The organism is Bacillus sp. lyk4-R2A-2, from assembly GCF_030209735.1.
In the GTDB taxonomy this organism is placed as follows: domain Bacteria; phylum Bacillota; class Bacilli; order Bacillales; family Bacillaceae; genus Bacillus; species Bacillus pumilus.
Genome location: NZ_JARVRK010000006.1, coordinates 292388 through 305671, shown reverse-complemented (window position 1 = coordinate 305671; position 13284 = coordinate 292388). Strand labels below are relative to the sequence as shown.

The 13284-nt window shown below is 44.5% G+C and carries 13 protein-coding genes; 12 read left to right on the top strand and 1 reads right to left on the bottom strand.

Going from position 1 to position 13284, the window contains the following annotated elements; genetic code table 11:
• Positions 1–4: 4 nt before the first annotated feature.
• The 11 genes from QRN39_RS12490 to QRN39_RS12440 all read left to right on the top strand — a co-directional run bounded on the left by QRN39_RS12490 (position 5) and on the right by QRN39_RS12440 (position 11618).
• A complete protein-coding gene (locus QRN39_RS12490; RefSeq protein WP_284907353.1) occupies positions 5–1033 on the top strand; it encodes a polysaccharide pyruvyl transferase family protein in 1029 nt (342 codons plus the stop codon).
• Positions 1034–1061: 28 nt separating this feature from the next.
• Entirely contained in the window at positions 1062–2576 is a 1515-nt protein-coding gene (locus QRN39_RS12485) for an MATE family efflux transporter (protein ID WP_284907352.1), read from the top strand.
• A 20-nt stretch (positions 2577–2596) separates the two neighbouring features.
• Positions 2597–3190: a sugar transferase gene (locus QRN39_RS12480; RefSeq protein ID WP_284907351.1), complete on the top strand. Its 594-nt coding sequence runs from the start codon at positions 2597–2599 to the stop codon at positions 3188–3190.
• Complete coding sequence (locus QRN39_RS12475) at positions 3153–3839, top strand: acetyltransferase (protein WP_050944219.1); 687 nt, start codon at positions 3153–3155, stop codon at positions 3837–3839. The genes QRN39_RS12480 and QRN39_RS12475 overlap by 38 nt, the downstream gene beginning before the upstream one ends.
• Positions 3839–5017 (top strand): aminotransferase class I/II-fold pyridoxal phosphate-dependent enzyme, encoded by a 1179-nt coding sequence (locus tag QRN39_RS12470; protein WP_226805374.1) that lies wholly within the window; start codon positions 3839–3841, stop codon positions 5015–5017. Before QRN39_RS12475 ends, QRN39_RS12470 begins: the two co-directional genes overlap by 1 nt.
• Before the next feature lie 149 nt (positions 5018–5166).
• Positions 5167–6789 (top strand): nickel ABC transporter substrate-binding protein, encoded by a 1623-nt coding sequence (gene nikA / locus QRN39_RS12465; protein WP_050944217.1) that lies wholly within the window; start codon positions 5167–5169, stop codon positions 6787–6789.
• 18 nt (positions 6790–6807) lie between these two features.
• The gene (nikB, locus tag QRN39_RS12460) at positions 6808–7752 is read left to right on the top strand and encodes a nickel ABC transporter permease subunit NikB (protein WP_050944215.1); all 945 of its coding nucleotides are present in this window, start codon (positions 6808–6810) and stop codon (positions 7750–7752) included.
• Positions 7749–8582 (top strand): nickel ABC transporter permease subunit NikC, encoded by an 834-nt coding sequence (gene nikC / locus QRN39_RS12455; RefSeq protein ID WP_216888895.1) that lies wholly within the window; start codon positions 7749–7751, stop codon positions 8580–8582. The genes nikB and nikC overlap by 4 nt, the downstream gene beginning before the upstream one ends.
• 4 nt (positions 8583–8586) lie before the next feature.
• Positions 8587–9402: an ABC transporter ATP-binding protein gene (locus QRN39_RS12450; RefSeq protein WP_199852785.1), complete on the top strand. Its 816-nt coding sequence runs from the start codon at positions 8587–8589 to the stop codon at positions 9400–9402.
• A 13-nt stretch (positions 9403–9415) separates the two neighbouring features.
• The gene (locus tag QRN39_RS12445; protein WP_284907350.1) at positions 9416–10231 is read left to right on the top strand and encodes an ABC transporter ATP-binding protein; all 816 of its coding nucleotides are present in this window, start codon (positions 9416–9418) and stop codon (positions 10229–10231) included.
• 61 nt (positions 10232–10292) lie between these two features.
• The gene (locus QRN39_RS12440) at positions 10293–11618 is read left to right on the top strand and encodes an MATE family efflux transporter (protein ID WP_284907349.1); all 1326 of its coding nucleotides are present in this window, start codon (positions 10293–10295) and stop codon (positions 11616–11618) included.
• 20 nt (positions 11619–11638) lie between these two features.
• Here QRN39_RS12440 and yvfG read toward each other — a convergent pair whose 3' ends face one another.
• On the bottom strand, positions 11639–11854 hold the full coding sequence (yvfG, locus tag QRN39_RS12435) for a protein YvfG (RefSeq protein ID WP_003213121.1): 216 nt from the start codon (positions 11852–11854) through the stop codon (positions 11639–11641).
• Between the two features lie 70 nt (positions 11855–11924).
• On the opposite strand from yvfG, the gene rpoN reads away from it, so the two are divergent.
• Positions 11925–13223 carry an RNA polymerase factor sigma-54 gene (gene rpoN / locus QRN39_RS12430; RefSeq protein WP_113387377.1) on the top strand — a complete coding sequence of 433 codons (1299 nt, stop codon included), beginning with the start codon at positions 11925–11927 and terminating at the stop codon, positions 13221–13223.
• The last annotated feature ends 61 nt before the right edge of the window (positions 13224–13284 follow it).

Below are 13284 nucleotides of genomic sequence, written 5' to 3'. Positions count from 1 at the left end.
GGTGATGAGATTGACATTGCAGCAATTGAAGGCGCACGCCGCAGAGTGGCTGCTCTTAAAGGTTAAATATCCGCTTGAATATCGACTGAGCCGCCAAAGCCTGCCAGAGCGGAGTCATCAGAAGAAAATCATTCTCACGCTGCTGCCAGGACATGATAATTTGGGGGATCATGCGATTGCCTATGCGAGTTATTGTTTTTTAAAAGAGCACTTTCCCGCCTATGACATCATGGAAGTGGACATGAAAGAGATCTATCGCCTCGCCCGTCCGTTAAAGCGTATGCGGCACCCGGAAGACATCGTCTGTATCATCGGTGGGGGCAATATGGGGGACTTATACCGTTATGAAGAATGGACGAGACAATTTATCATGAAAACCTTCAAGTCCTATCCGGTGATTCAACTGCCGGCCACTGCCCATTTTACAGAAACAAAGAGAGGAAAAAGAGAGGAACGCCGCGCTATTCAAACATACAAACACCATCCGAGGCTGCTTCTCATGGCAAGAGATCAAACAACCTACACTTGGATGAAGCAGCACTTCCCTGATCAAGATGTGTGGAAACAGCCTGATATGGTGCTGACATTAGATGAATCAACCAAGGAACAAAAACGTGAAGGGGTTTTACTTTGTTTGCGAGAGGATAAGGAAGCGTACCTCACCGAAAAGGAGCGGCGGCAGCTAAAGCAGCAAATTCAAGAGACGTATGATCAAGTCGATTTGATCACAACGACAATTGGCAAACGAGTGGATCGAACGACTCGCTTAGATGAATTATCTGCCTTATGGACAGAGTTAAGTAAGGCGCAGGTGGTCGTGACAGACCGGCTTCACGGTATGATTTTTTGTGCGATTACGCAAACACCGTGTGTTGTCCTCAGGTCGTTTGATCATAAGGTGATGGAAGGGTATGAATGGGTGGCTCATCTTCCGTTTTTGATGCTATTGAAAGAACCGAATGGGGCGTCTGTGAAAGAGGCGATTCATCAGCTGATGAAAACGAGCGGACAAAAGGGAGAGGAAGCTGGATGAAGGCTTTTACACGCTGCGTGAAATCAAAATGAATCGAGCGTTTCTTTACAATGCCAGTGCAAACATCATGACGTTTGTCTTGATGATGCTTATGTCTGTTTGTTTAACACCGTACATCGTTCATACACTTGGAGTCGAAGCATTCGGCTTAATCCATCTGACGCAAAATATGATCAACTATTTATCGGTTATTACGGCGTCATTAAGTGCTGTGGTGGTGCGCTTTTTTTCTGTGGCGGCTCATAAAGGGGAAATGGAGAAGGCGCAGCGCTATCTCTCATCTTATTTCGTCAGTTCCATTTTTTTATCGATTAGCCTTTTTCTGTTTTGTCTATTCATGTCCCGCCAGCTGGTAGAGTGGCTTCATGTGCCTATTTATCTCGCAAAAGACACACAGACCGCCTTTATATTAGGGGGTCTTTTATTTATGCTCAATTTTGTCATGTCCGGCATTGGGGCTGCGCCGTTTTATGCGAATAAGCTATATGTATCAAGTATTGGTCAGGCCATTCAAATGTTTTTGAGGGCAATGATGATTGTGCTGCTGTTTACATGGACGGCACCCGCCATCTGGCATATTCCACTTGCGGCTGTGATAGGAAGCTTGGCGGCTATGGGAATTGGTATCTATTATTTTAAAAAGCTTATTCCTTGGTTTTCGTTTAAGTGGCGGCACGTTTCACTATCTTCTAGTCTCACACTTGTTCGATCAGGGGTCTGGCATTCTTTTGAGCAAATGGGGATTTTGCTATTCTTACAGATTGATTTATTGATGACCAATCTGCTCATTGGAGCGGAAGCGACGGGACAGTATGCGGCGATATTACAATTTCCATTATTATTACGCACACTCGCAGGGACATTGGCAGTTGTGTTTGCCCCAACGATTACGAAATTTTACTCGAATCAAGATGAAGACGGTCTCATCCAATATGCAGCCAGTGCCATTAAGTGGAGCGGATTATTTGTCACGTTTCCGGCCGCTCTGCTAGGAGGACTTGCCGGTCCGCTCATGCTTTTATGGCTTGGACCTGCCTTTGAAGAGCTGAAATGGCTTCTCATGATTCATGCTGCTTATTTATGCTTGACCTTGATGTTTTTACCGCTGACATATGTGCCGACCGCTTTTAATCGATTGAAGGTTCCAGCGGTGGTCACGCTCATATTAGGTGTATCCAATGTACTTTTTGCCTATGGATTGACTCATACGCTTCAGCTTGGTTTATACGGCATTGCATCAGCGGGAGCGATTGTTTTATTGATCAAAAATATCGTGTTTCTGCCATTTTATACGGCCCGCATCACGAATCAGAAACGCACCATCTTTTACAAACATACGATGGTTCCACTTGCAGGAGCGCTCATGGTTTGGGGCGTCTGTGCAGGAATTCAAGCGATTTATGACGTGACGTCCTGGTGGGAGCTGTTTTGTATTGGCGGTCTATGTTTCTTTCTCTATATGGGCTACTTGTATCAATTTGCAGGAACAAAACGAGAGCGGCAGCAGCTGGTGCACAAGGTAAAACAAGCTGTTTCCCGCTAGTGAGATAAGGAGATTTCATGATGAAAAGAATGTTAGATGTGATGGTGGCATTGACGCTGCTCATCGCAGGCAGTCTTCTTTTTCCTCTGCTTTATGGACTGATTCGGTGGAAAATTGGGACGCCTGTGTTGTTTCGGCAGAAGCGGCCTGGTCTGTATGGCCGGCCATTTATGCTATATAAATTTCGGACGATGACCGATGAACGTGACGAGCAAGGGGTGCTCCTGCCAGATCATCTACGATTAACTAAAACGGGCGCATTGATTCGCAAGCTCAGTCTTGATGAATTGCCGCAGCTAGTCAATGTCCTAAAAGGAGAGCTCAGTCTCGTTGGACCAAGGCCGCTTCTGATGGAGTATTTGCCGATGTATACAGAGGAGCAAGCAAGGCGCCATCTTGTCAAGCCTGGCATTACTGGATGGGCACAGGTGAATGGAAGGAACACGATCTCCTGGGAGGAGAAATTCACCTATGACCTCTGGTACGTCGAGCATCAATCATTTTGGCTTGATATGAAAATTTTATGGATGACCTTGCTGAAAGTCATCAAAACAGAGGGGGTGCAGCAGCCGCATCATGCCACAGCTGAAAAATTCAAAGGAACTGATATATAAAGAGCAACCGATTGGTTTAATTGGGGATGGCGGGCATAGCAAAGTCATTCAAGAAATGATTGCTGCCCATCCCGATTACTCATTATGTGCCGTATTAGATGATCAATTTGAAGAGACGACGACTCAAAGCAGTATCTTGTATGGACCGATCTCCATGAGTCAACAGCTGAGAGAGACAATGCCACATATGAAATGGCTGATTGCGATCGGACAAAATGAGAGCAGACAGTTAGTAAAGGAACGCCTCTCCTTTGAAAACACGGCATTTGCCACACTCATCCATCCACAGGCGGTCGTAAGTCCATCAGCAGTCATTGGAAGAGGAGCTGTCGTTATGGCAAGGGCAGTAGTTCAAGCAGATGCAGCAATCGGTGAACATGCGATTATCAACACAGGATCTATCGTAGAGCATGACTGTATACTGGAATCGTTTGTCCATCTGTCACCGGGAGCAGTGTTAACTGGCTGTGTGTCTGTACGAATGGGTACACATATTGGAGCAGGTGCTGTTGTGATACCCGGGACATCGATCGGAAGCTGGACACTCATTGGCGCAGGAGCCGCAGTAACAAGAGATATACACGATCAGAAAGTCGCTGTAGGCATTCCTGCAATAGAAATCAAAGATCGGCGAGAGGGTGGGAAATGATGCAAGAAAGGAAACGAATTTACTTATCACCACCGCATATGAGCGGAAAAGAGTATTTGAAAATAGAGGAAGCTTTTAAGAGTAACTGGATTGCACCGCTTGGACCTCTTGTGAATGAATTTGAGCAGGCAGTTGCGCGCTATGCAGGAGTGGATGCAGGAGCGGCTTTATCTTCTGGAACAGCAGCAATTCACCTCGCCTTAAAGCTTATTGGCGTTCAAAAAGGGGACATTGTCTTTTGTTCCACCCTCACATTTGTTGCAACTGCAAATCCGATTTTATATGAACAAGCGACACCCGTTTTTATTGATTCTGAAAGGGATACATGGAATATGTGCCCGATTGCTTTAGAAAAGGCATTTGTGGAATCAAAACGACTTGGAAAAAGACCCCGTGCTGTCATTGTCGTGCATTTATATGGACAAAGCGCAAAAATGGACGAGATTCTGGCGTTGTGTGAAGCATATGATGTACCAGTCATTGAGGATGCGGCTGAATCGTTAGGCTCTCTATATAAAGGAAAAAAAAGCGGCTCAATGGGCAGGTTCGGTGTCTATTCGTTTAATGGAAATAAAATTATTACAACATCAGGCGGCGGAATGCTTGTGAGTGATGATGAAGCAGCGATCGAACGCTGCCGCTTTCTCGCTTCACAGGCTAGAGAACGCGCGATGCATTATGAGCATCAAGAGATAGGATACAACTATCGCATGAGCAACCTGCTAGCAGGCGTCGGGATTGCTCAGATGGAAATATTGGACGAGCGTGTTGAACAAAAGCGCCGCATTTTCAGGCGTTATCAGGAGGCGTTATCTAAAGTAGAGGGTCTTTATTTCATGCCTGAATATCAAGACACCAAGTCCAACCGCTGGCTGACGACATTGACTATTGATCGCGATAAAAATACCTCTCCAGTGGACATTATTGCTGCACTAGAAGAAGAACAGATTGAAGCAAGACGTGTATGGAAGCCGCTGCACGAGCAGCCGCTCTTTCGTGATTGTCCCTTTTATTCAGCGGCGAAAGGCACTCCCGTATCTGAATTGTTATTTGAAACAGGGCTTTGTCTCCCCTCTGGAACAAGTATGACAGACGTTGAACAGGATCGTATCATTGACACACTTCGTCATGCCCTGCGAGAAAAAAACTTCACCTCTTCACAGGCTGCTCACTTGTAAGCAGCCTGCCTCTCTTTTTATCAAATTCATCAACTAATGGAATAATTAGGATTTTTTGTTGTCATATCGTTTTAAATATGTTATTGACAACGGGGTTGTTCCTCCTTAAAATGAAAATGATTATCAGCATCAATTAGGAGGAACATCTTATGTCTATTTGGAGCCAATTTTTTCCGAAAATTAAAATAAATACTGTGTTTACATTTTTACTTATCTTTTTATTAGTAGGCTGCTCTCAAGCAAACAATGGAGCAGATGGAAACAAGGATCATCCTGACATGATCACGATGGCTTGGCCGAGAGATATTGGCGAAATGAATCCGCACGTATACAACCCATCACAATTGTTCGCGCAATCAATGATTTATGAGCCATTGGTCAGCTATCAAAAGAATGGAAAGCTAAAACCTGAATTAGCGAAATCATGGGATGTGTCAAAGGATGGAAAGGTGTACACGTTCCATTTAAGAGACAAAGTGACATTTTCAGATGGATCTGAGTTTAATGCAAACATTGTGAAAAAGAACTTTGATTCCATCTTAAAAAACAAGGATATACATAGCTGGTTAGGTGTGATAAAAAAAATCAAAAAGACAGAAGCAGTAGACAAGAAAACGTTTAAACTCACATTAACAGAGCCATATTATCCAACTGTTCAAGAATTAGCCGTTGTCCGCCCAGTTCGTTTCTTAGGCGAAGCAGGCTTCCCTAAAAACGGAGATACGTCAAAAGGAATTGAAAAACCAGTGGGGACAGGCCCTTGGGTATTAAAAACATATCAAAAAGATGACTATGCCATTTTCGAACGAAATGATCATTATTGGGGAGAAAAACCAAAGGTCAAAGAAATCAAAGTCAAGGTCATCCCAGATGCGGAAACGAGAGTCATGGCATTTGAAAAAGGTGATGTAGACGTCCTTTACGGAGAAGGAACCATTAGCCTTGATGCCTACAAACAGCTAGAGGCGAGCGGTAAGTACGAAACGAAAATGTCAGAGCCAGTTGCAACGAGACAGCTTGTCATGAACACAAAAGTGGATCAGCTGTCAGATGAGAAAGTGCGCCATGCCCTTCAATATGCTATGAATAAGAAATCAATGGTCGAAGGTGTCACCTCTGGCTTAGAGGATGAAGCAGATCACATATTGCCGACCAACATGCCTTACACTTCTGATATTAAGGTGAAGTCGTTCCAATATGATGTAGACAAAGCGAAAGCATTGCTGGATGAAGCAGGCTGGACACTACCAAAAGGAAAAACCGTTCGTGAAAAAGATGGAAAAACGCTTGAATTTAGTATGATGTATGATTCAGCAGAATCGATTCAAAAAGCGATGGCTGAGACCCTTCAAGCAGAATGGGGTGCCATTGGCGTTGGTGTCAAACTTGAAGGTGTGGAGCTGGCAACGCAGGTGCAGCGCTTTAAAGCCAACAAGTTTGATATGAACTTCTTTAGCAACTACGGAGCGCCATATGATCCGCATACATTTATGAACGTCGTCTCATCAGATGGTTTTGGATTCAAAGAAGCCATTTCAGCCTATCCAAATAAGGACAAGCTGATCAAAGAAATGAGCGAAATTCCATCAACAACCAATGAAAACAAACGAAAAGCACTTTATTCGTCTGTCTTATCTTCATTACAGGATCAAGGGGCAATTGTGCCAATCTCTTATTTTAAAAAGACAGCCGTTTATCAAAAAAATGTGAAGGACTTTGAGTTCCCAGCAAATCGCGACGAACATCCATTCACAGGTATTAAGCTGAAGTAATAGAAGGAAGGTTAGGAAATGGGCCGCTATATCGTCAAACGCATGCTATCAATCATCCCTGTATTTTTATTAGCCACTCTTTTCACGACTGGTATGATTCACCTTTCGCCAGTCGACCCGGCTGAGGCATATTTAGCAGCGGCTCATATCCAGCCAACGGATGAAATATTAGCGCAAAAACGAAGTGAATTTGGTTTAGACCAACCGTTTTATATGCAGTATCTTCACACCATTGAAAAAGTCATTCATCTTGATTTTGGCAAGTCATATATGTCCAACCAGCCTGTGCTCAATGAGGTGATCTATAGAATACCAGCGACGATTCAATTGGCGCTGACTAGTCTACTGATTGCAATTTGTGTCAGCATTCCACTCGGTTTTTTCAGCGGCATGAGGAAAAATGGCATCGTTGATCATGTGAGCCGGCTCATTTCTTTCTTAGGAGCATCTATCCCGACATTTGTCTTGGGGTATTTGCTCATCTTCTTTTTTTCGGTGAAGCTCGATCTTCTACCGGTTGAAGGGGTGGGAACATGGGAGCATCTCATTCTGCCGTCGGTCACACTGGCCGTCCCTTTAATTGCGATGTATACAAGGCTATTACGATCAAGTGTGAGTGAGGCGCTTCAAGAGCCGTTTGTTCAATATGCGAGAATCAGAGGATTAAAGGAACGGTCGATCATGTTCAAGCATGTATTGAGAATCGCGATATCGCCAATGCTGACAGGGCTTGGGGTGAATCTTGGCAAGCTGCTGACAGGAACCATTATCGTAGAGGCGGTTTTTTCATGGCCAGGGTTTGGGCGTTTCTTTATTGAAGCGATCTTTAACCGGGATCTGCCGGTCATTCAATTCTATGTCCTCATGGCAGCATGTATCTTTATCTTGAGCAGCTTGATTGTGGACTTACTTCAGCTGATCATTGACCCCCGTATTTCCAGAAAGGAAGGCCGCCAGTCATGATGACAAAAGGAAAATATCTCTTCTCTCATCAAAAGATGATCTCGATCTGCGTGGTGCTCCTTGGTCTATTGCTGATTGTGACAATATGTGCGCCGTGGATCGCTCCACATGATCCGGCGGCTGTCAATCTAGCGATGAAGCTAAAGGGGTCTTCGTGGGAGTATCCTCTTGGGACAGATCAATTAGGCCGATGCAATTTATCTCGAATTTTATATGGTGCACGTGTTTCACTAGGCTGTGCGTTATTAATCTTTCTCTCTTCTTTATTGATTGGGTTAATCGTTGGTTTGTTGTCAGGTTACAAAGGCGGCTGGATCGATCACGTCTTAATGAGAATCTGCGACGGGATCATGGCATTCCCGAACCTGGTGCTGATCCTCGGATTAGTCGGCATCTTCGGTCCTGGACTTTCTCAAGTAGTGCTTGCCTTGATGCTTGTGCAGTGGGTATACTATGCTCGCGTCTTCCGAGGAATGGTGCTGAGTTTAAAAGAACAGAACTTTATTGCCGCTGCGAAAATCAGCGGGACATCCCACTGGAACATCATGAGAAAGCATATGATTCCAAATGTCCTGCCGCCACTCGCGGTCATTGGCACACTTGAAATGGGCTGGGCGATTATGGACATTTCAGCGATGTCCTTTCTCGGATTAGGCGTTCAGCCTCCTATGCCTGAATGGGGAGCGATGATCCATGAAGGGAAATCGTATATTCAAACAAATCCTCAGTTGATGCTGTATCCAGGTCTTGTCATCATGGCTGTCGTCGTCCTCTTTAATTTACTAGGAGAAGCCCTTTCAGAGAAATATGGTATCAAACGCCGTGTGTAAAGGAATGATCAATGTGCAAGAGTCCATTTTACAAATAGAGAACCTGCATGTGCAGACGAAAACGCCTTATGGAACAACCTCTCTTATTCAGGACGTATCGTTTGAAGTAGGGCGAGGTCAAATCGTTGGATTAATAGGTGAGAGCGGCTGCGGGAAAACGGTGACAAGTATGTCGATCTTACATATGCTTGATCGAAAAACAACCGATGTCACTGGTAGCATCACACTTCAAGGACGAGAATTGATCGGTCTGAGTGAAAGGGATATGCGTTCTATTCGGGGCAAGGACATCTCATATATCATGCAAAATCCAATGAACAGCTTTACGCCAGTATGGACGATCGGTCATCAGCTGATTGAAACCATCCGCCGGCATACCGCTGTCAGTAAAAGGCAGGCAAAAGCGAAGGCAGTCGATGCGTTAGCGCAGATGAATCTGCCGCAGCCAGACAAGCTGTTAAACAAGTATCCCTTTGAACTAAGCGGCGGCATGCTGCAGCGTGTCATGATTGCCATGGCTGCCTGTATGCACCCGCCTCTCCTCATAGCAGATGAACCAACAACTGCTTTAGATGTACACACGCAGAAGCTGGTGCTGGAGCATCTGAACCAAATTCGTCATGACTATGGAACTGCCATCTTGCTCATTACTCACGATCTTGGCGTCATTGCAGAAATGGCAGATCAGGTTGTTGTCATGAGACAGGGAGAAATGGTTGAAAAAGCAGAAGTGCTTGAGCTTTTTGAAAACCCCAAGCATGATTATACAAAGAAACTATTAGCAGCTCGTCCATCCATCCCAGCTGTTTGCCCGATTTGAGGTGAGAAGGCCCTTGCATTTATTAGAAGTGAAAGCAGTTAGTCATTCATACAACAGCCGGTCGTTTCTGATGAGAAGAAAAGGCGCAGATCAAGTCTTAAACGGCGTCAATTTAATCATTGAAGAAGGCACGTGCGTCGGATTGCTGGGGCAAAGCGGTGCAGGGAAAAGCACGCTAGGCCGTATCATACTTGGTCTAGAGAAGCCAAAAGCCGGTCAGGTCCTTTTTGAAGGGCAGGATATATATTGTGCAGATCAAAGAACACGCAAACATTATCGCCGGCATGTGCAAGCGGTGTTTCAAGATTCGTACTCGGCGGTAAATCCAAGGTGGACAGTCGAACAAATTTTATCCGAGCCGCTTGAAAACTATGAAACCATGAGCCGAAAAGAACGCAAAAGCGTGCTGATCCATTGGCTGGAAAGAGTCGGGCTCAGTGAAAAGGACTTGTCTAAATATCCGCATCAATTCAGCGGCGGCCAGCTGCAAAGAATCAACATTGCAAGAGCCTTATTGCTGCAGCCAAAGCTCGTCGTACTGGATGAATCCGTCAGCAGCTTAGACATGGTCACACAGGGTGTCATTTTAGATTTATTAGTAGAATTAAAGAAGGAACTAGGTGTCGCTTACTTATTTATTACGCATGATATGACGGCAGCCTATCACTTAAGTGATCAATTGGCGATATTAGATCAAGGTGAACTTGTTGCTCAATTTCAATCAAAGGATGATTTCTTTTCATCAGAAGAGAAAGCGGTGCAAAAGATGAGAGATGCAATGCTCGCAGACCATCCTTTGTCTCGAACAATTGGCAGACCGGTTCGATAAATCTTCATTTCATCAATGCCTCTTTTAGAGAGGCTATTTTTCATGAAAGGCAGGTGGCATCGTGAACCATCGAGCGTATTTAGCTTTAGCCATTCCTTTAACCATCTCAACGATGACCACTCCATTACTTGGAGCTGTTGATACAGCAGTTGTCGGTCAGCTTGCCAATCCCGCGTATATTGGAGGCGTCGCAGTTGGCAGTCTCATTTTCAGTACACTCTATTGGCTCTTTGGTTTTTTGCGGGTGAGTACATCTGCTTTTGCCGCTCAAGCAAACGGGGCGCAAAGTGAAGAGCAGGGTGTACTTGCTTTTCTGAGACCCTTTTTAATCGCCATCATTGTCGGCCTTTGTTTTATTGCCCTGCAATGGCCCATTATTCAATCTGCTTTTCTAGTGATCTCTCCCTCTGCGGATGTTCGGCAATTTGCAGCAGATTATTTTCATATTCGGATTTGGGGTGCGCCGTTTACCTTGATGAATTATGTGATATTAGGCTGGCTGATGGGAATGGCAAAAATGAAAGAAGCCCTCTCTTTACAAATCTTGATCAATGTCATGAATATGGTCCTTGCCCTTCTGCTTGTTCATGTGTTTTCGTTTGCAGTCAAAGGGGTGGCGGCTGCGACATTGATATCTGAATTAACCGCCTTTGTATTAGGCGCATGGATCATCATGAAGCATTCAAAAAACGGGTTCCAGATGCCTTCTATTAAGAAAATCATGGATACACAGGCAGTGCAGAAAATGTTTCATGTGAATAAAGATTTGTTTATTCGGACGATTTGTCTCCTTGTCGTGATTAACATGTTTACAGCAAAAGGTGCTTCTTTTGGAACAGAAATGCTTGCGGCCAATGCCATCTTATTTCAAATTCACTACATCATGGCTTATTTGTTCGATGGTTTTGCCAATGCATCCAGCATCCTTGTGGGCAGATCAGTTGGTGCAAATGACCGCACCCTTTATGAGAGAACCTTAACCCTTTCAAGGCAGTGGTCACTTGTCATGGCATGCGTCATTGCGTCGGTTTATTTCCTCTTAAAAGAGCCGATCTTGGGCTTGTTTACAAATCTTCCCCGGCTTCTTGATGTGACATTAGGCTATGCAGACTGGCTCGTTCTCTATCCGTTTGCCGCTTGTTTCGGTTTGGTCATATACGGCGTATTTACAGGTGCGACAGAAATTGCCCCTGTCAGAAATTCGATGCTGTTTGCGATGATCTTGTTTATCGTTGTTCAAGCAGCAATTACGCCTATTTGGCACAATCACGGATTATGGTTTGCTTTTATCATCTATACTGTAGGACGTTCTGGCTTTTTGATGATGTACAAATCAAGGCTGGATCGGAAGCTTTTTGCAAATGAAAAACACCCTTTGCCATCGTGACAAAGGGTGTTCTTTTTCGTTCATTCGCTTTCTTTTTTCACCTTTTGATACGCCTCATCAAGGTGCTGAATTCGCTTCAAAACCACAGCATTTTTGGTCAGCTGGTCTTGTACAAGCGTTGACACCACTGAGCGGTAATAGGCATTCATGGCATGAATCTTGTCTTCATTTTGATTCATGGCGATGTGTTGTTTCAAGTTGTCAACAAAGTATGGAACGGAAAAAAGTTCAGACATGGGAATCACTCCTATTTCGTATATACGGTCCGTCAATCTTCATGTAAAATGATGAGAGGGAGGGGAGACAATGAGCCTTAATCTGCAACAAGAACAGGTATTAAAGCAGGTGCTCACACCAGAACTCAGGCAGGCCATTACATTGCTCCAGCTGAATAGCACTGAGCTTGGCGAGTATCTTGACCAGTTAGCGCTTGAGAACCCTCTGATTGAGCGGAAAGACACGGACAGCTATCAACCAGTTTATCATAAAAAATCTCAAGATCGAATGACAGAGCCGTATCGAACGCATCAAAAAGAAAGCCTGCAAATGTATTTAAAGAAGCAAGCCATTGATTTAAATCTAAGTGAAAAGAATCAAAGGATCTTTCACTTTATGATTGAGTCCATTGATTCTAATGGCTATTTAAATGAACCGGTTGACGAGATGGCAGCTGTCTTAAAGGTGTCAGCTGAAGAAGTAGAAGCCGTCCTTCATCAGCTTCAATCGCTAGAGCCTGCCGGTATTGGCGCAAGATCTTTACAAGAATGCATCCTGCTTCAGCTGAGAAGAAAAAAGGAGCGCTGGTATGAAGCCGAGCTGATCATTGATGAGCACTTCTTTCTCTTTGCAAGAAAGGCTTGGAAGGAAATCGCGGCGAAAACAGGCATTTCCATGAAAACACTTCAAGCGGTACAAGATGAGGTGTCGCAGCTTGAACCAAGACCCGGCATCCATTTCTCATACGAAGAAGACCATGTGTATATAGAGCCGGATGTGACGATTACTGTCGTGCAGGACCACATCACATTTGAGCTGAATCAGCGCGCTTTCCCAGACGTTGAAATGAATGAAGGATACTTCGCCATGATTCAAGACCGAAAGCGGCATGAAGCATATGCGTATCTAAAGGAAAAAGAGCAGCAGTACAATTGGCTTGTCCAAGCGCTGAAGCAAAGAAAACAAACGATGACCCATGTCGTTCGTGAGATTATCTTACACCAGACAGATTTTTTCCTTACAGGGAAACATAAAATGAAACCGCTTACGATGAAGCGGATCGCAGATATATTGCAAGTGCATGAGTCAACAGTCAGTCGAACGGTGAAAGGGAAAATGGTGCAAACCCCTTATGGCCTCATGGAAATGAAGCAATTTTTCCAAGCAAAGCTAGAAGGACCCTCGCTGGAAGAGGCGTCCAGCTACACAGTCAAGACGTACATCGCAGAGCTGATCCAAACGGAAAATAAGAAAAAACCGTATTCAGATCAGCAAATGATGACGCAGCTACAGCAAACCTTTGGCATCCGAGTGTCGCGCAGAACCATTGCGAAATATCGTGAACAAATGAATCTTCCATCATCTACACTGCGGAAGCGCTATGATTAAAAAGAAGTACTTGCCAGAAACATGGCAGGTGCTTTTTTAGTTGAAAGCGAGGCATACAGAA

Excerpts from the sequence above, each read along its gene's own strand:
- QRN39_RS12490 (WP_284907353.1), top strand. The coding sequence starts at position 5 with ATGAGATTGACATTGCAGCAATTGAAGGCGCACGCCGCAGAGTGGCTG.
- QRN39_RS12485 (WP_284907352.1), top strand. The coding sequence starts at position 1,062 with ATGAATCGAGCGTTTCTTTACAATGCCAGTGCAAACATCATGACGTTT.
- QRN39_RS12480 (WP_284907351.1), top strand. The coding sequence starts at position 2,597 with ATGAAAAGAATGTTAGATGTGATGGTGGCATTGACGCTGCTCATCGCA.
- QRN39_RS12475 (WP_050944219.1), top strand. The coding sequence starts at position 3,153 with ATGCCACAGCTGAAAAATTCAAAGGAACTGATATATAAAGAGCAACCG.
- QRN39_RS12470 (WP_226805374.1), top strand. The coding sequence starts at position 3,839 with ATGCAAGAAAGGAAACGAATTTACTTATCACCACCGCATATGAGCGGA.
- nikA (WP_050944217.1), top strand. The coding sequence starts at position 5,167 with ATGTCTATTTGGAGCCAATTTTTTCCGAAAATTAAAATAAATACTGTG.
- nikB (WP_050944215.1), top strand. The coding sequence starts at position 6,808 with ATGGGCCGCTATATCGTCAAACGCATGCTATCAATCATCCCTGTATTT.
- nikC (WP_216888895.1), top strand. The coding sequence starts at position 7,749 with ATGATGACAAAAGGAAAATATCTCTTCTCTCATCAAAAGATGATCTCG.
- QRN39_RS12450 (WP_199852785.1), top strand. The coding sequence starts at position 8,587 with ATGATCAATGTGCAAGAGTCCATTTTACAAATAGAGAACCTGCATGTG.
- yvfG (WP_003213121.1), bottom strand. The coding sequence starts at position 11,854 with ATGTCTGAACTTTTTTCCGTTCCATACTTTGTTGACAACTTGAAACAA.
- rpoN (WP_113387377.1), top strand. The coding sequence starts at position 11,925 with ATGAGCCTTAATCTGCAACAAGAACAGGTATTAAAGCAGGTGCTCACA.